At 64.6% G+C, this 17,394-nt stretch carries 15 protein-coding genes; 13 read left to right on the forward strand and 2 right to left on the reverse strand.

Going from position 1 to position 17,394, the window contains the following annotated elements; all coding sequences use genetic code 11:
* The first annotated feature begins 29 nt into the window (after window positions 1–29).
* The 13 genes from fadD5 (at window position 30) to G6N27_RS17620 (ending at window position 14,838) form a co-directional block, all read left to right on the forward strand.
* On the forward strand, window positions 30–1,649 hold the full coding sequence (fadD5, locus tag G6N27_RS17560) for a fatty-acid--CoA ligase FadD5 (RefSeq protein ID WP_163778275.1): 1,620 nt from the start codon (window positions 30–32) through the stop codon (window positions 1,647–1,649).
* A 344-nt stretch (window positions 1,650–1,993) separates the two neighbouring features.
* The gene (locus G6N27_RS17565) at window positions 1,994–2,710 is read left to right on the forward strand and encodes an MlaE family ABC transporter permease (protein ID WP_163781953.1); all 717 of its coding nucleotides are present in this window, start codon (window positions 1,994–1,996) and stop codon (window positions 2,708–2,710) included.
* A 1-nt stretch (window position 2,711) separates the two neighbouring features.
* Window positions 2,712–3,581, forward strand: coding sequence for an ABC transporter permease (locus G6N27_RS17570; protein ID WP_163778278.1), 870 nt, complete (start codon window positions 2,712–2,714; stop codon window positions 3,579–3,581).
* Window positions 3,582–3,588: 7 nt separating this feature from the next.
* Window positions 3,589–4,890 (forward strand): MCE family protein, encoded by a 1,302-nt coding sequence (locus G6N27_RS17575; RefSeq protein ID WP_163778281.1) that lies wholly within the window; start codon window positions 3,589–3,591, stop codon window positions 4,888–4,890.
* Window positions 4,887–5,924 carry a virulence factor Mce family protein gene (locus tag G6N27_RS17580; RefSeq protein WP_163778286.1) on the forward strand — a complete coding sequence of 346 codons (1,038 nt, stop codon included), beginning with the start codon at window positions 4,887–4,889 and terminating at the stop codon, window positions 5,922–5,924. The genes G6N27_RS17575 and G6N27_RS17580 overlap by 4 nt, the downstream gene beginning before the upstream one ends.
* A complete protein-coding gene (locus G6N27_RS17585; protein WP_163778288.1) occupies window positions 5,924–7,507 on the forward strand; it encodes a virulence factor Mce family protein in 1,584 nt (527 codons plus the stop codon). The genes G6N27_RS17580 and G6N27_RS17585 overlap by 1 nt, the downstream gene beginning before the upstream one ends.
* Window positions 7,504–9,150 (forward strand): virulence factor Mce family protein, encoded by a 1,647-nt coding sequence (locus G6N27_RS17590; protein ID WP_163778291.1) that lies wholly within the window; start codon window positions 7,504–7,506, stop codon window positions 9,148–9,150. Before G6N27_RS17585 ends, G6N27_RS17590 begins: the two co-directional genes overlap by 4 nt.
* Window positions 9,147–10,319 (forward strand): virulence factor Mce family protein, encoded by a 1,173-nt coding sequence (locus G6N27_RS17595; RefSeq protein ID WP_163778294.1) that lies wholly within the window; start codon window positions 9,147–9,149, stop codon window positions 10,317–10,319. The genes G6N27_RS17590 and G6N27_RS17595 overlap by 4 nt, the downstream gene beginning before the upstream one ends.
* The gene (locus G6N27_RS17600; protein WP_163778295.1) at window positions 10,313–11,878 is read left to right on the forward strand and encodes an MCE family protein; all 1,566 of its coding nucleotides are present in this window, start codon (window positions 10,313–10,315) and stop codon (window positions 11,876–11,878) included. Before G6N27_RS17595 ends, G6N27_RS17600 begins: the two co-directional genes overlap by 7 nt.
* Complete coding sequence (locus tag G6N27_RS17605) at window positions 11,848–12,567, forward strand: hypothetical protein (RefSeq protein ID WP_163778298.1); 720 nt, start codon at window positions 11,848–11,850, stop codon at window positions 12,565–12,567. Before G6N27_RS17600 ends, G6N27_RS17605 begins: the two co-directional genes overlap by 31 nt.
* On the forward strand, window positions 12,564–13,541 hold the full coding sequence (locus tag G6N27_RS17610) for an RDD family protein (RefSeq protein WP_163778300.1): 978 nt from the start codon (window positions 12,564–12,566) through the stop codon (window positions 13,539–13,541). Before G6N27_RS17605 ends, G6N27_RS17610 begins: the two co-directional genes overlap by 4 nt.
* Window positions 13,538–14,140, forward strand: a complete 603-nt coding sequence (locus G6N27_RS17615; protein ID WP_163778303.1) for a mammalian cell entry protein — start codon at window positions 13,538–13,540, stop codon at window positions 14,138–14,140. The genes G6N27_RS17610 and G6N27_RS17615 overlap by 4 nt, the downstream gene beginning before the upstream one ends.
* On the forward strand, window positions 14,107–14,838 hold the full coding sequence (locus G6N27_RS17620) for a mammalian cell entry protein (RefSeq protein ID WP_163778306.1): 732 nt from the start codon (window positions 14,107–14,109) through the stop codon (window positions 14,836–14,838). The genes G6N27_RS17615 and G6N27_RS17620 overlap by 34 nt, the downstream gene beginning before the upstream one ends.
* On the opposite strand, the gene G6N27_RS17625 is transcribed toward G6N27_RS17620, so the two are convergent.
* Window positions 14,835–15,944: a phosphodiester glycosidase family protein gene (locus tag G6N27_RS17625; RefSeq protein ID WP_372512981.1), complete on the reverse strand. Its 1,110-nt coding sequence runs from the start codon at window positions 15,942–15,944 to the stop codon at window positions 14,835–14,837. The genes G6N27_RS17620 and G6N27_RS17625 overlap by 4 nt on opposite strands.
* Window positions 15,945–16,028: 84 nt before the next feature.
* Window positions 16,029–17,378: a YhgE/Pip domain-containing protein gene (locus G6N27_RS17630; protein ID WP_179963296.1), complete on the reverse strand. Its 1,350-nt coding sequence runs from the start codon at window positions 17,376–17,378 to the stop codon at window positions 16,029–16,031.
* Window positions 17,379–17,394 lie beyond the last annotated feature (16 nt).

Raw genomic sequence — 17,394 nt, forward strand, 5'->3', positions numbered from 1 at the left:
CGAGTTGGCGACGACAAGGGGAAAACGAGTTGACCGCGCAGTTGACCGGCCACGGGACCAATCAGGCCGAGCACGCCGTCACCGAACAGCCGTATATGGCTCGACGGCAGAATTGGGTCAATCAACTCGAACGGCACGCCCTGATGCAACCGGGCGCGACCGCGCTGAGATTCATGGGCAAGACCTTCACGTGGGCCGACCTTCGGCACCGCGTCGGGGCGCTGGCCGGAGCGCTGAGTCGGCGCGGGGTCAGCGCCGGTGACCGGGTGATGGTCCTGATGCTGAACCGGACTGAGTTCGTCGAGTCGGTGCTGGCGGCCAACATGATCGGTGCCATCGCAGTGCCGATCAACTTCCGGCTCACCCCACCCGAAATCGCGTTCCTGGTCGAGGACTGCGAAGCGCGGGTGATGGTCACCGAATCGGTGCTGGCTCCGGTGGCCGCCGCCGTCCGCAACGTGACGTCGGTGCTGAACACGATCATCGTCGCGGGCGACGCGAGTGAAGACAGTCTGCTGAGCTACGAGGACCTGGTGAACGAGCCGGGTGAACCGGCTCAGCTGGTCGACGTGCCCAACGACTCACCGGCGCTGATCATGTACACCTCGGGCACCACCGGCCGACCCAAGGGCGCGGTGTTGACGCACACGAACCTCGCCGGACAGACGATGTCCAACCTGTTCACCCACGGCGTCGACCCGCACGACGTCGGTTTCATCGGCGTCCCTTTCTTCCATATAGCCGGAATAGGCAACCTGTTGACCGGACTTCTGATGGGCCTGCCGACCGTGATTCATCCGCTGGGTGCCTTCGACCCCGGACACCTGCTCGATGTGCTGGCCGCCGAGCAGGTCACCGGGATCTTCCTGGTTCCCGCGCAGTGGCAGGCGGTATGCAGTGCGCAGCAAGCGAATCCGCGCGAGACGAAGCTGCGGGTGATCTCTTGGGGCGCCGCACCCGCATCGGACACCTTGCTGCGGCAGATGGCGGAAACCTTTCCCGGCGCACAGATCCTGGCCGCATTCGGCCAGACTGAGATGTCGCCGGTGACCTGCATGCTGCTCGGTGAAGACGCGATCAGAAAGCTCGGCTCGGTCGGCAAGGTGATCCCGACCGTCACCGCGCGGGTCGTCGACGAGAACATGAACGACGTGCCGATCGGCGAGGTCGGTGAAATCGTCTATCGCGCACCCACATTGATGAGCGGGTACTGGAACAATCCGGAGGCGACCGCGGAGGCGTTCGCGGGCGGTTGGTTTCACTCCGGCGACCTGGTCCGCATGGACGAGGAAGGTTACGTCTGGGTCGTCGACCGCAAAAAGGACATGATCATCTCGGGCGGGGAGAACATCTACTGCGCCGAGGTGGAAAACGTCCTCGCCGCCCACCCGTCGATCGTCGAGGTCGCCGTCATCGGTCGCCCGCACGAGAAATGGGGCGAGGTGCCGATCGCGGTAGCCGCTGTCACCCAAAGCGACCTGCGCATCGAGCATCTCGGCGAATTCCTCGGCGAGCGCCTCGCGCGCTATAAGCACCCGAAGGGGCTGGAGATCGTTGACGCGCTTCCGCGTAACCCCGCCGGCAAGGTGCTGAAGACCGAATTACGGACCCGCTACGGGGCCGCGTCCGACGCGACGGACGTCCCCTAAAGTGCTTACGCGTCAACGTATCTAGGGACGGACGGGCGAGGCTGACATAACGAAGAACCCGCAGGTCAAATTGACGAAAGGTCAATAATGCCGATGCTGTGCACGCCGATGAGGCCATCGGGTACAGTCCTGTGGTCCGCCTTACTACCAACGGGTAGTGAGACGGAGGTCACAGCCCCAGGGGCGGGGCGAGGAGGAGTTGTGCGACACCATTCGCCGCTTTTCCGCGAGGTGAACGACGGGGTCGGAAGGGGGTGCCAGTGACGACGACGCAGCCACGGGTCACCGACTACATCCGCGACCAACTGGGGCCGCCCCTGGTGCTCGTCGGGGGCTTCTTCCGGATGTGCGTGCTTACCGGAAAAGCGTTGTTCCGCACGCCGTTCCAGTGGAAAGAATTCATCATCCAGTGCTGGTTCATCTTGCGGGTCGCCATCCTGCCGACCATGGCGATCTCGGTACCCATCACGGCCCTCTTCATTTTCACGTTCAACATCCTGCTGATCCAGGTCGGCGCCGCCGACCTGTCCGGCGCCGGCGCGGGTATCGCCGTCATCACCCAGATCGGCCCGCTCAACACCGTGCTGGTGATCGCCGGCGCCGCCTCGACGGCCATCTGCGCTGACCTGGGCGCGCGCACCATCCGCGAAGAGATCGATGCGATGGAGGTGCTCGGCATCGACCCCATTCACCGACTGGTGGTGCCGCGCGTGCTGGCCTGCTCGTTGGTGGGGATGCTGCTCAACGCTCTGGTGAGCATGGTCGGGCTGGTCGGTGGATTCGTCTTCGGGGTCTATCTCCAGCACGTGTCGGCCGGGGCCTACCTCGCTACGCTGACCCAGCTCACCGGCCTGCCTGAAGTGGTGATCGCGACGGTCAAGGCGCTGTCCTTCGGGCTGATCGCCGGTCTGGTCGGCTGCTACCGCGGGCTCACCGTCAGCGGTGGTTCCAAGGGTCTTGGCACCGCCGTAAACGAGACCGTGGTGCTGTGCGTCGTCGCGCTGTTCGCGGTCAACGTGGTGCTGACCACCATCGGTGTGCGATTCGGAACGGGGCGCTGAGATGTCGACTGCCCAGGTATTGCGCTCCCGCTTCCCGCGGGTATCGGCTGACATTCGTCGCATCGGCGACACCGCGACCAAACCGCTCGACGAAGCCGGGAAGCTGGGCTGGTTCACGGTTATCGGTATCCGCGACATGGCCTGGGCGCTGACCCGGTACCGCAAGGAAATCCTGCGACTGATCGCCGAAGTCGGCATGGGCACCGGAGCCATGGCCGTGGTCGGCGGCACCGCGGTGATCATCGGTTTCGTGACGCTTTCCGCCGGTTCGCTGGTGGCCATTCAGGGCCTGGCGTCGTTGGGCCACGTCGGACTCGAGACCCTGCTGGGGTTCGTCTCGGCCTTCATCAACGTGCGCCTGGTCGCACCCATCGTCACCGGCATCGCGCTGGCCGCGACGGTCGGCGCCGGCGCCACCGCCGAGTTGGGTGCCATGCGGATCAGCGAGGAGATCGACGCGCTCGAGGTGATGGGCGTCAAGTCCAACGCCTACCTGGTGTCGACCCGGATGCTGGCCGGTCTGGTGGTGATCATCCCGCTCTACTCCGTCGGCCTGATCCTGTCTTTCCTGTCGCCGCAAATCGTTACGACGTTCCTGTACGGCCAGACGTCCGGCACCTACGAGCACTATTTCCGGACGTTCCTTCGGCCCGACGACGTGTTCTGGTCGTTCGTCGACGTCATCATCATCGCCGCGGTCGTGATGCTGTCGCATTGCTACTACGGATACAACGCCAGCGGCGGACCGGTCGGCGTCGGCGAAGCGGTGGGCCGGTCGATGCGGTTTTCACTGGTTGCCACCCCTGTCGTGATCCTGTTGGCCGAAATGGCGCTCTACGGCGTCAATCCCAACTTCAACTTCACGGTGTAGGCGGGCCATGACGCATCCACGCGGGAAAATCAACAAGATGCCGGCGCAGCCTTTCCGGATCGCCGGCGTCGTGGTCTTTCTTATTGGCGCGCTTGTGCTCTGGTTGGTCTACCTGCAATACAGCGGCGAATTCGTCGACAAGACCAAGCTGACGATGCTGTCCGACCGGGCCGGCCTGGTCATGGACCCGGGCTCGAAGGTCACTTACAACGGCGTGCAGATCGGCCGGGTGGCCCAGATCGACGAGATCGAACGTGACGGCAAGCCCGCGGTCAAGTTCACCTTGGACGTCTATCCCAAGTATTTGCACCTGATCCCGGCCAACGTGGATACGAAAATCGTGGCCACCACCGTCTTCGGTGAAAAGTACGTGTCGATGACGGCGCCGGAAAACCCACTGCCGCAACGGATCACGCCCAAGGATGTGATCGACGCCCGGTCGGTGACGACCGAGATCAACACGCTGTTCCAGACGATCACCTCGATCGCCGAGAAGGTGGACCCGGTCAAGGTCAACCTGACGCTGAGCGCTGCGGCGCAGGCGTTGAGCGGGCTGGGTGACAAGTTCGGTCAGTCGATCATCAACGGCAACGCCGCGCTCGACGAGGTCAACCCGCGAATGCCGATCATCCGCCACGATATTCAGCAACTGGCCACGCTGGGCGACACCTATGCCAACGCCTCACCCGACTTGTTCGACTTCCTCAACAACGCGGCGACCACGGCCCACACGATCCACGCGCAGGAGAAGGATCTGGACCGCGCGCTGCTAGCGGCCGCGGGGTTCGGGGCCACCGGCGCCGACATTTTCAACCGCGGCGGGCCGTACCTGGCTCGCGGGGCCAAGGACCTGGTGCCGACGTCGAAGCTGCTGGACACCTACAGCCCCGAATTGTTCTGCACCGTCCGCAATCTGCACGACGGCGAACCGAAGGTCGCCGCGTTCACCAGCCCCTACTCGCTGCGGTCTGAAACCGAACTCTTCTCCGGGCTGGGGTTGGCTCTTAGCCTCCCAGGGCTCGGAATCACGGCCGCCACGTTGGGCCTCTCAGCGCTGACCGGGCTTATCGGCGGAGCGCCGAACCCGTACATCTACCCCGAAAACCTGCCCCGGATCAATGCGCACGGCGGGCCGGGGGGCGCGCCGGGTTGCTGGCAGACCATCACCCGCGAGCTGTGGCCCGCGCCCACGCTGATCATGGATACCGGTAACAGCCTCGCTCCCTACAACCATGTCGATACCGGCTCCCCGTACGCCGTCGAGTATGTGTGGGGCCGCCAAGTGGGGGACCACACGATCAACCCATGAAAATGACCGGAACCCTTGTCAAGCTCGGCATCGTCTCGCTGGTGCTGATCTTCTTCACTGCGCTGATCACCGTCGTGTTCGGTCAGATGCGCTTCGACCGGACCACCACGTACACCGCGGAGTTCAACAACATCAGCGGGCTCCGGTCAGGCCAATTCGTCCGGGCCTCCGGGGTGGAGATCGGCAAGGTCAAAGACATCCAGCTGGTTGATGGTGGCCATCGAGTGCGGGTCGACATCGCCGTCGACCACTCCGTCCCGCTGTATCAGTCCACGACTGCACAGGTGCGTTACCTCAACTTGATCGGTGACCGCTACCTGGAGCTCAAGCGCGGCGACGGCGAGGGCTCCGACCGGGTGCTCCCAGCGCACGGATTCATCCCGCTGTCGCACACTCAGCCTGCGCTGGATCTGGACGCGCTGATCGGCGGTTTCAAGCCGCTGTTCCGCGCGCTCGACCCGGAGAAGGTGAACAACATCGCGACGGCCATCATCACCGTGTTCCAGGGCCAAGGCGGCACCATCAACGACATCCTCGACCAGACCGCGCAACTGACGTCCCGCATCGCCGAGCGGGACCAAGCGATCGGCGAGGTGGTCAAGAACCTCAACATCGTGCTGGACACCACGGTCAAGCACCGCCAGGACTTCGACCAGACCGTCGACAACTTCGAGAAGCTGATCAGCGGCCTGAACGACCACGCCGAACCGTTCGCGGCCGGCATCGCGAACATCAGCAACGGGGCCGGGACGGTCGGCGACCTGCTCGCCGATAACCGGACCCTGCTGCACAAGACGCTGAACTACCTCGAGCCCATTCAGCAGCCGATCATCGACCAGCGCGACTTATGGGACGACCAGCTCAAGCGCACGCCGATCGGGATGAACATCGTAGGTAACGCTGTCGGCAACTACGGCGACTGGGTCAACTTCTACTTGTGCGACCTCACCCTGAAGACCAACGGACTGCAGGCCGGCGGGCCGGTCCGCACGGTCAAGATCTGGTCGCAACCGACGGGTAGGTGCACGCCGTAATGAGAACGCTGGAACCCGCCAATCGGAAGCGGATCGGCCTAATGGGCTTGGTCGTCACGGTGATGGTCGTCGGTGTCGGTCAAACCCTGACCAGCACCCCGCAGTTGTTCGCTGAGCCCACCTACTTCGGGCAGTTCACCGACTCAGGTCAGCTCAACAAGGGCGACAAAGTGCGTATCGCCGGGGTTGACGTCGGTGACGTCGAGGCCATCAAGATCGACGGCGACCACGTCGTGATGAAGTTCTCCACCGGAGGTAACACGATCGGCACCGAGAGCCGGCTGGCGATCAAAACCGACACCATCCTGGGTAAAAAGGTGCTCGAGATCGAGCCGCGCGGCGCGCAGACGTTGCGGCCCAATGGCACGCTGCCGATTGGGCAGAGCACTACCCCCTACCAGATCTATGACGCGTTCTTCGACGTCACCAAGGCCGCCGCCGGCTGGAACATCGACACCGTCAAACAGTCGCTCAATGTGCTGTCAGAGACCATCGATCAGACGTATCCGCACCTGAGTGCGGCTCTCGACGGGGTGGCCAAGTTCTCCGACACCATCGGCAAGCGCGACGATCAGATCACTCATCTGCTCGCACAGGCCAACAAGATCGCCAGCATCTTGGGTGACCGAAGCCAACAGATCGACCGGCTGTTCGTCAACTCCAACAACCTGTTGGCCGCGTTCAACGAACGCAGCCGGGCGATCAGCGCGCTGCTGAGCAACGTCGCCACGTTCTCGGCTCAGGTGGAAAACCTCATCAACGACAACCCGAACCTCAATCACGTCCTGGAGCAGCTGCGCACTGTCAGCGACCTGTTGGACGCCCGCAAAGACGACCTGGCTGGAATAGTCAAGACGCTCGGCAAAACCGCCGGGGGCCTGAACGAAGCCGTGGCATCGGGACCGTATTTCAAGGTGCAGCTGACCAACCTGCTGCCGTACTGGATCCTGCAGCCCTGGGTGGACGCGGCGTTCAAGAAGCGCGGAATCGACCCGGAGAACTTCTGGCGCAGTGCGGGATTGCCGGCATTCCGGTTCCCAGACCCCAACGGCACCCGGTTCCCCAACGGTGCTCCGCCGCCCGCACCGCCGGTGCTGGAAGGTACTCCCGATCATCCGTTCCCGGCGGTGGCGCCTGGGTCGCCGTGCTCGTACACGCCGACGCCGGAACTGTTCCCGCGGCCGGGCAACCCGATGCCGTGCGCGGGTATCGACCAGAACCAGGGGCCGTTCGGGCCGAACGGACCGTATCCGGCCTTGCCCAATGTGGCCTCCTCGCCGCCGAACCCCGCCGGTCTGCCGCCGACCCCGGGAATTCCGATCGCCGGGCAACCGGGGCAGGTGCAGCCCGACGTGCCGGGCACACCGGTGCCGATCGCACCTGGGCCGCCCGGGGCGCGCACCGAGCCGCTGGGACCGCTGCCGGGCCCGGCCCCGGCCAATCCCGCGGCGGCGCCACCACCTGGACCGTTGCCCCCCGCGCCGGCGGCACCTCCCGGGCCCGGCAACAACTTGCCTGCGCCCTACATCGGCAACACGGGTGGAGCCGGCGGCAGCGGCGCGCAGGGAGGTAACCAGAATTGAGCACCATCTTTGATTTCCGCAATGCCCGGATGCCGAAGGTGTCGCGGGCCTCGCTGATCATTTCGGCCCTCGTGCTGGTGGCCGCAATTGTGCTGGCGTACCTCGGACTTCAGCTCTACAGGAAGCTGACCAACAACACCGTGGTGGCCTACTTCCCGGTGGCCAACGCCCTGTACAACGGCGACCGGGTCGAGATCATGGGTGTCAAGGTCGGCGCTATCGACAAGATCGAACCGGCCGGCGACAAGATGAAGGTCACCTTCCACTACTCGAACAAGTACAAGGTGCCCGCCGACGCGCAGGCGGTGATCCTCAACCCGACGCTGGTGGCGTCGCGACTGCTTCAGCTGGAGCCCCCGTACAAGGGCGGACCCGTGCTGGCCGACAACGCGGTGATCCCGGAGGAGCGCACCCAGGTGCCCACCGAGTGGGATGAGTTGCGCAACACCATCACCAACGTCATCTCCAAACTCGGACCGACGAAGGAGCAGCCCAAGGGTCCGTTCGGCGATGTCATCGAATCCTTCGCCGACGGTCTGGCCGGCAAGGGCAAGCAGATCAACACCACCTTCAACGACCTGTCGCGAGCGCTGACCGCGCTCAACCAGGGTCGCGGTGATTTCTTCGCGGTGGTGCGCAGCCTGGCGCTGTTCGTGAACGCGCTGCACGCCGACGACCAGAAGTTCGTGGCGCTGAACAAGAACCTGGCGCAGTTCACCAACAGCCTGACCGGCTCCGATCGCGACCTGGCCAACGCGATCCAGCAGTTCGATGGACTGCTGACGACAGTGCGGCCGTTCCTGGACAAAAACGCCGAGGTGCTGACGCACGACATCAACAACCTCGCTGATACGACCAATGCCCTGGTCCAACCGGAGCCGTTGACGGGCCTCGAAACCGCCCTGCACATCCTGCCGACAGCGCTGTCGAACGCCAACCTCATCTACCACCCGGCGCACAGTGCCCTCGTCGGCCAACCGGCGGGCACAGTCGGCACGATGGGCTTCGCGAACCCGATGGAATTCCTTTGCAGCGCCATCCAAGCTGGCAGCCGGCTGGGTTACCAGGAATCCGCCGAGCTGTGTGCGCAGTACCTGGCGCCGATTCTCGATGCGATCAAGTTCAACTATCTGCCGTTCGGCATCAACCCGTTCAGCCTTGCGGCAACGTTGCCGAAGGAAGTCGCCTACTCCGAGGACCGGCTGCATCCGCCGAACGGCTACAAGGACACCACCGTGCCGGGTATCTGGGTGCCCGACACACCAACATCGCACCGCAACACCCAGCACGGGTGGATCACTGCGCCCGGCATGCAGGGCGTCAAGGTGGGGCCGGTCACGGCGGGCTTGCTGACCCCTGACTCGCTGGCCGAACTCATGGGCGGGCCCGACATCGCACCGGTGCAGTCCAACCTGCAGACCCCGCCGGGATACCAGAATGCGTACGATGAGCAGCCGCTCGGGCCGGCGCCATATATCGGATTGCCGGGAAACCCGGCGCCGATACCGCCGCCACCGCCGGGACCCGAGGTGATTCCCGGCCCTGTCGCACCGGCGCCCGTGTCCGGGCCGCCGCCAGCGGTAGCACCCGGAGCTCCGCTGCCTGCCGAGGCGGCATCCGCACCAGCAGGAGGCGGCCAGTGAGGGTAAGACTGCTGACCCAAGCGCGCCGCCGGAGCTGGCAGGCTCTGGTGCTGCTGGTGGCCGCGACGGTGCTGAGTTCCTGCAGCTGGCACGGCATATCGAATGTCTCGCTGCCCGGCGGTCCGGGCAGCGGGTCCGGCTCCTACACCGTGTACGTGCAGATGCCGGACACCCTGGCCATCGACGGCAACAGCAGGGTCATGGTTGCCGACGTCTTTGTCGGTTCGATCCGGAAGATCGAACTGAAGAACTGGATCGCCACCCTCACGTTGGGCTTGAACAAGAACGTCAAGCTGCCGAAAAACGCCACCGCCAAGATCGGGCAGACCAGCCTTCTGGGTTCGCAACACGTCGAGTTGGCCGCGCCGGCCGATCCGTCGTCGCAGATGCTGAAGAACGGCGACACCATCCCGCTCAAGAACTCGTCGGCCTTCCCCAGCACCGAGCAGACGCTGGCCAGCCTGGCGATGGTTGTGCGCGGCGGCGGACTGCCGAACCTGGAAGTCCTGCAGAACGAGGTCAGCAAGATCCTGACCGGCCGGGGCCCACAGATCCGCGCGTTCCTCGGCAAACTCGACACTTTCACGCGTCAGCTCAACGAGCAGCGCGACGACATCACCCACGCCATCGACTCGACCAACCGGCTGCTGGCCTACGTCGGTAACCGGTCCGATGTACTGGATCGCGCGCTGACCGAATTCCCGCCGCTGATCAAGTATTTGGCGGGTCCGGAGTATCAGAAGCATCTGGTCGACGCGGTCGAATCGGTGGGTGCGCTGAGCCAGGCTGCCGCCCAGTACCTGGGCGAGGCGCAGGGTCCGCTGCACCAGAATCTGCAGTCGCTGCAGTGCCCGTTGAAGGAGCTGGGCCGTGCCTCGCCGTATCTGCTCGGTGCACTGAAGTTGATCTTCACCGCACCGTTCGACCTCGACACCGCCCCGAAGCTGATCCGCGGTGACTTCATGAACTCCTCGCTCGAGGTCGACACGACGTTGTCCGCAGTCGACAACGCGTTCCTCACCGGGACCGGGTTCTCCGGAGCGTTGCGGGCCTTGGAGCAGTCGTACGGTCGGGATCCCGCAACGATGATTCCTGACGTGCGGTACACGCCGAACCCGAACGACGCGCCGGGCGGACCACTTGTGGAGAGGGCGGACCGGCAATGCTGACTCGTTTCATCAAACGTCAGCTGGTCATCTTCGGGATCCTGACCGCGGTGGCCCTGCTGGTGCTGGGGATCTATTACCTCCGGCTCCCGACACTGGCGGGTATCGGCCAGTACCAGCTGAAGGCCGAACTGCCGGCCTCCGGCGGTCTGTACCCGACGTCGAACGTGACCTATCGCGGAATCACCATCGGCAAAGTCACCGCCGTCGAGCCCACCGAAAAGGGCGCCGAGGCGACGATGAGCGTCTCCAGCCAGTACAAGATTCCGCTCGACGCCGTGGCGAACGTGCACTCGGTGTCGGCGGTCGGTGAGCAGTACCTCGACCTGGTGTCGGAGGGCAAGGCGCACGGATTCTTCTCGCCGGGGCAGACCATGACGAAAGGCACGGTCCCGAGTGAGATCGGGCCGGCGCTGGACACCGCCAACCGTGGGTTGGTCGTGCTGCCGAAGGACAAGATCGGTCAGCTGCTGGACGAGACGGCCGACGCGGTCGGTGGCTTGGGTCCTGCCCTGCAGCGGCTGGTCGATTCCACCCAGGCGATCGTCGGCGACTTCAAGACCAACATCAACCAGGTCGACGACATCATCCAGAACTCCTCGCCGATCCTGGACAGCCAGGCCGTCTCGAGCAACGCGATCGAGCGGTGGGCGCACAACCTCAACGTTCTGGGTAGGCAGACCGCCCAGAACGACTCACACGTGAAAAGCGTTCTGACGCAAGCGGCTCCGACGGCCGATCAGCTCAACTCGGTGTTCAGCGACGTCCGCGAAGCGCTGCCGCAGACGCTGGCGAACCTCGAGATCGTGATCGACATGCTCAAGCGCTACCACCCCGGTCTCGAGCAGACGCTGGTGATGCTGCCGCAGCTCGGGTCGATTGTGCAGGCGATCTCGGCACCCTACGAAAAGGACCGGATGGCTGCGCTGGACCTCACGCTGGCGATCAACTATCCGGCCCCCTGTTTGACCGGGTTCCGCCCTGCGCCGGAGTGGCGATCGCCGTCGGACACCAGTATCGCTCCCCTGCGGGAGAACAATTACTGCAGGATCCCGCAGGATTTTCAGGCTAACGCGGTACGCGGTGCACGCAACATACCGTGCATGGATGTCCCGGGTAAGCGCGCGCCGACACCGCAAGACTGCCGCAGCGGAAAACCGTATGAGCCGCTGGGGACCAACCCGTGGTTTGGCGACCCCAACCAGATCCTGAACTGCCCCGCCCCTGGGGGGCGCTGCGACCAGGCGGTGAAACCGGGCTTTGTCATCCCGGCGCCGTCGGTCAACAACGGGCTGAATCCGCTGCCCGCCGATCGGCTACCGCCGGGTGGCCAGACGCCGCCGCCGAAGAGTGATCCGCTGCAGCGACCAGGCTCGGGCTCCGTCCAGTGCAACGGTCAGCAACCCAACCCCTGCATCTACACTCCGGGTGGACCTCCAGCAGCCGTCTATAGTCCGATGAGTGGCGAGGTGACGGGCCCCGACGGTTCTAAATACTCCGTCAACAACTCACGCAATACAGGAGATGACGGATGGAAGGAGATGCTGGCGCCAGCCGGCTGACCCCGAACGACCCAGACGATTCGTCGTCTTCGAAGGTGGAGGCTGCGGATCCGTCAGAATTCGCAGACGGAACCGACCAGACCAGCCCGGAGGTGACGGCCGAGGATTCGCCAGAATCCGTCGAGGGAACCGAGTCGGACGCTGAGGATTCTGAAGAGTCACCTGAGGCTTCCGACGATGCGCGCGCCGCGTCACGGCTGGGGCGTGGTTGGCTCGTCGGCATCGCGGCGACGCTGGTCGTACTGGCCGGCGGCATTGGAGCGGGCGGCTATCTGGCTTTGCGATCGCATCACGACAGCGTGGTAACTGCGCGTAACGATGCCGCTGCCGTTGAGGCCGCGAAGACCTGTGTCGCCGCCACCCAGGCACCTGACACCGCAACGATGGCAGCCAGCGCCCAGAAGATCATCGAATGTGGCACGGGCGCATTCCGGTCGCAGGCGATCCTGTACAGCAGCTTGCTCGTGGAGGCGTATCAAGCCGCAAACGCTCATGTCGAGGTGTCGGATCTTCGTGCGGCAGTGGAACGCAACAACGCCGACGGTTCGATTGAGGTCCTCGTGCCTATGCGGGTCAAGGTGACCAACAGCGAGACGCAGAACCAGGAAGCGGGTTACCGCTTGCGGGTGACGATGGTGTCCGATGAAGGCAAGTACCGGATCTCCAAGCTCGACCAGGTGGCGAGGTGACGTTGCTGGTCGAAAAGACCGAAGCCGCACCGGTAGTCGAAGACGAAGCGCCGAACAACCTGGCGCCCTGGCATATTCGCGCAGCGGCACTCGCCCTCGACGTGCTACCCGGCGTCGCCGTGGTGGCGACGATGGCCTTGGTCTGGTTGGCGGTGCCGCCGCGCAGCATCTGGTGGTGGGTCTCGGTTTCGATCCTCGTCGTCGCCGCGCTGCTGACCATGGCCAACCGGGTGGTATTCCCGCCGCTCATCGGCTGGAGCTTGGGACGCGCTCTGCTTGGGATCGAGGTTGTGGGACCGGACGGATCGCCGGTCGGAGTCGGGCGGTTGATGGCACGGGAGGTCGCGCATCTGCTCGACACCCTGTCGATGTTGGTGGGATGGCTGTGGCCGCTGTGGGATTCCCGCCGGCGCACCTTCGCCGACCTGCTCCTGCGCACCGAAGTGCAGTGGGCACAACCAGTTCGGCGACCGGTAGGTATCAGGCGCAACGCCGCGCGTGTGGTGTCGGCGGCGGTACTGCTCTGCGTCGCCGGCGCCGGGATGAGCATCCTGGCGATCTATCTGCCCGATCGCGCATCCGAGCGGTCCCGCAATGAGGTCAACGCGCAGGGACCCAAGATCGTCGCGCAGCTCCTGACGTATGACGCCAAGTCGCTCAAAGCGGACTTCGCCCGTGCTCAGTCGCTGACGTCGGACAGGTATCGACCCGAGCTGGTCAAGCAGCAGGAGTCGGTGCAGAAGGGTCACCCCGGCGTCAACGAGTACTGGGTGACCGACAGCACCGTGCTGTCGGCGACTCCGGACAAGGCGACGATGCTGTTGTTCATGCAGGGTCATCGCGGTGCAGCGAACGAGCAACGGTTCATCACGGCCACCGTGCAGGTGGCCTTCGTCAAAGGCGCGAAGGGCAGTTGGCTCGTCGATGACCTCACCGTTGTCACGAAACCCAAACCGGCGCAAGGCCAAAAATGAGTCCCCGCCGACAGATCCCGCCTGGCGAAGAGCCGCTGTACGTCGAGCAGTTGCCGAAGTCGACGCTCTGGTCCCGGCTGCCGTCGCTGCCGCGACAGTGGTGGAAGCCGTCGCGGAGGTGGGCCGTGCCCGCGATGGCGGTCGTCTCAACGCTGCTCGCCGCGGGTGCCGTCACGACGTCATCACTGGTGCTGGTCGAGCACAAGTCGCAGCACAACGAAGCGATGAGGGACGTCGACGTTCTGGGCTTCGTCCGGGCGTTCATGACCGGCTTCACGACGCTGGACCCGTTTCACGCCAATGCCTACTTCGACCGGGTAATGGCCAATGCGACAGGTGATTTCGCGAAGCAATATCACGACAAGCAGAACGAGATCCTCGTCCAGATCGCCAGGGCCGAGCCGACCAAGGGCAACACCCTGGCCGTCGGAGTGGAACGGTGGAACGACGACGGCAGCGCCAATGTCATGGTGGCCACCGACGTCACCTTCAAATCTCCCGACGGCAAGCAAAAGTTCGACAACACAAATCGTTGGGTGGTCACTGCTCAGCGGGAAGGCAATCAGTGGAAGATCAGCAGCATGCAGCAGGTGATCTGACCGACGAGTCTCCCGACACCGGAGACGTCGCCGAATCAGACACTGCGGACTCAGCGGACGCGGAAACGTCGGACGCGGAAACGCCCGACTCGGAGCTCGACAGCGACGAGACCGCCGCCGACGGAACCGCCGACGAGTCAACCGAATCCGAGGAACCCGTCCTCGGTTTCCGGGAGCGGCGGCCGGCCGGCAAATGGTCGCTGATTGCGGCGGCCGTGGCGGCCGTGCTGTTCGTCGGGTCCGCCGCATTCGCCGGTGCGACCGTGCAGCCCTATCTGATCGACCGCGCCACCGTGGACATCAAGCAGCGGGTCGCGCGTACCGCAGCCAACGCGATCACCACGCTGTGGACCTACACGCCGGACAACATCGACAAGCTGGCTGACCGTGCGTCGCAATACCTCAGCGGTGATTTCGAAGCCGCGTACCGCAAATACATCGACGCGATCGTCGCGCCGAACAAGCAGGCCCAGATCACCAACAACACTCAAGTCACCGGCGCGGCAGTGGAATCCCTGAACGGTCCGGAGGCAACAGCGATCGTGTACACCAACACGACGTCGACCAGCCCGTCAACCAAGGACGTCCCCTCGCTGAAATACCTGTCGTATCGCCTTAGCATGCAACGTAATGGAGCGCGCTGGCTGGTGACCAAGATGACGACCGTGACCTCGCTGGACCTGACGCCCAAGTTCTAGTTGAACGCGAGCCACCCCGGCAGGGAGCGCTCGTGCGAATCGCACAGTACCTCGCGGGTATCGCAATTGCCCTTGGGCACACCGGCTCCCGCCCACATGCCGCCGGTATCGCGGCGCAGGACGATCGCCGACGAGGTGCCGCCGTCGAGCAGGACCGCGGTGTCGCTGCCCAGGCCGCGGAACAGGTCCTGGATGTTGTCCGGTGTATAGCTTCCGCCCTGGAAGACATACATCTCGTCGCGCGGCTTGGAATATGCCAACGCCGTACGGGCGGCGCTGGGACCGCCGTCGTTGAGTTGGCCTGTGAAGCCGGGGGATAACAGGCCAAGCCCGCTGACCCCGACGAACTGGTCACCGCGGTCGACCATGGCGGTAACGGGTCCGGTGGCGGCGTCGTAGTCGTGACCGTCGCGTCCGCCGTGCGGCCACAACACCGACGGCGCGCCGCGGGTCGGCAGGATCATCGTGGCCAACGCACTCCAGTTCTCGTTGCCGCCGGACAGTCCCTGCTTGCCGGCGTATGGAATGGTCCCGGTGACCGCCTGATTGGCCCGGCCCTGGCCGTGGGTGTTGTCGACGTAGGTGCCCAGGGGTGAGCTGCAACCGGTGGACCGCCAGGAGCCGCCCTTCTGCCCGCGGATATCGAAGAAGTTGGCGTTGATCGCGATCGTCGGCTGTCCCAGTGCTTGCCAGGCTTGCACCGCGGTGTAGGTCTCCGAGGCCTGCATCAGCCCGTCGCCGGTGCGTGCCCGTGGATCACGTTCGCAGCGCGCCTGATAACCGTGGTGGCTGTCGACCAGCAGGTGTGGCTGTAGACGTTGCGACGCGGCCTTGATGATCATCAAATGGCCACCGCTGGTCCCGTCGTACCACTTGCCCGCGGCGTCCAGCATCGGTGCCGGGTGGCCGCCGCCGAAGTTGTAGACCAGGTACGAGCCCTGAGTATTGGCGATAGCGCTGGCCAGCAGTTCGCGCGACTCGGCGCGCGCGACGGGTTGCCCGGTGCTGGTTGCCAGCGTCAGGCACAGCGATGTCCCGGCGCAGCAGGCTGCGAAGCGCCGGAAGGCGGTGGCGAGGTACGACACGGTTGCCCTTTCGGCGCACAAACACGTGCAACCAGCACAGCATCAACCTCAGGATTTACACAGCAAACTTCGATAACAGTCGAGTGACGGTTTGGCCGAACGGGTTTAGGGCTCCGGGTACGTCTCCGCGGTGACCGTAGTGGCCTCCGGCGGTGCCACCGGCGCGTCGACCGGCACGGGCTCGGCCGGTGCGCTGGCCGCCACGGCTTCGGCCGGACGAGCGCGATCGTCACGACGGTCATAGATCCGAGTGACGATGAGGCCGAACAACAGTCCGATCACCAGTCCGATCCCGGTCATCAGCAATGAATGCGACAGACCCGCATCCGCGCGGCCGTCGAGGTAGAGCAAAGCCCGCGCGCCCAGGAAGGTCTGGTGCATCGGCTCGAACTTCGAAAGCCAGGCGAAAAATGCCGGGGTGGCTTCGATGGGCACGGTCTCGCCCGAGGACTGCAGCCCGAGTATGACGAACAGGAACAAGCTAACCAATGCGCCGACCCCGCCCCACGCGGCGATGAACGACGTGGACGAGATGCCGACCGCGGTGATCACCAGGACCCCGAAAAGCCATAGCAACAGGCTGTTTTGAACCGGCATACCCAGGTTTGTGGCGATCAGGAGGTAGCCGGCCGATGTCAGCAGCGCCAGCACCAGGTTCAACGCCCATTTGCTCAGCAGCGTCTTCAACCGGGAGCGCTGACCAGCTTGGCCGAGCATCGAATTCACCGACATGTTGATCACGACGCTGCCGACGTACCCCGCGATCAGCAGCAGCAGCCCATAGATGAAGGCGGACAGTCCATTGCCGGTGCCGTCCGGCAACGGATTGTGCACGGTCGCCTTGCCTTCGATCGGGTTGGCGAGCAGCAGCGTGGCCGCACCCGACTCCGGCTTCTGGCCCGTCTGCTGCGCCACTTCTTGCGAAAGCCGTTCTCCCACCATGTGATCAACCATGGCGACGGCGCGTTGCAGCGTCTGGCCGGCGATGCTGGCGCCCAGCGCGCCCGCACGCGGGTTCGTCGAGATGATGACGGTGGGTCGCTCGACCCGTCCGGGAGTCAGTGCAGACTTCGCGTAGGCCTGCAGCTTGGACGAGAAGTTCGGTGGTATCACCGCGATGCCATAGATCTGGGCGTTGTCCATCTGCTGCTTGGCCTGGTCTTTGTTGAGCACACGAACGTCATAGGCGTCATTGTCGAAACCGGCCATCATGCCCTTGACGACCTGTGCGCCCGTGGGGCCTGCGTCCTCGTTCAACAATGCGATCGGGAAGTGTCTCAGGTTGGTCATCGGCCGAAGGATCCCGCTGAGAAAGAATGTCGCCAGCAGTCCGAACACGGCCAGCGCGATGAGCACCGGCAGGGCCCAGAACCGCACCGTACGCATCGCTTTCGGACTGGCCAGATCAGGCGACGGGGTATCGGGGGTCGCGTGACGGGGTTGCGTTTCGGACATTGCGGCTCCTGTTCGT

This window comes from Mycobacterium cookii (assembly GCF_010727945.1).
Classification (GTDB): Bacteria; Actinomycetota; Actinomycetes; order Mycobacteriales; family Mycobacteriaceae; genus Mycobacterium; species Mycobacterium cookii.

Bases quoted from the DNA above. Each gene is read 5' to 3' on its own strand.
- G6N27_RS17565 (WP_163781953.1), top strand. From the start codon at position 1,994: ATGTGCGTGCTTACCGGAAAAGCGTTGTTCCGCACGCCGTTCCAGTGG.
- G6N27_RS17580 (WP_163778286.1), top strand. From the start codon at position 4,887: ATGAAAATGACCGGAACCCTTGTCAAGCTCGGCATCGTCTCGCTGGTG.
- G6N27_RS17630 (WP_179963296.1), bottom strand. From the start codon at position 17,378: ATGTCCGAAACGCAACCCCGTCACGCGACCCCCGATACCCCGTCGCCT.
- G6N27_RS17585 (WP_163778288.1), top strand. From the start codon at position 5,924: ATGAGAACGCTGGAACCCGCCAATCGGAAGCGGATCGGCCTAATGGGC.
- G6N27_RS17615 (WP_163778303.1), top strand. From the start codon at position 13,538: ATGAGTCCCCGCCGACAGATCCCGCCTGGCGAAGAGCCGCTGTACGTC.
- G6N27_RS17575 (WP_163778281.1), top strand. From the start codon at position 3,589: ATGACGCATCCACGCGGGAAAATCAACAAGATGCCGGCGCAGCCTTTC.
- G6N27_RS17570 (WP_163778278.1), top strand. From the start codon at position 2,712: ATGTCGACTGCCCAGGTATTGCGCTCCCGCTTCCCGCGGGTATCGGCT.
- G6N27_RS17605 (WP_163778298.1), top strand. From the start codon at position 11,848: ATGGAAGGAGATGCTGGCGCCAGCCGGCTGACCCCGAACGACCCAGAC.
- G6N27_RS17600 (WP_163778295.1), top strand. From the start codon at position 10,313: ATGCTGACTCGTTTCATCAAACGTCAGCTGGTCATCTTCGGGATCCTG.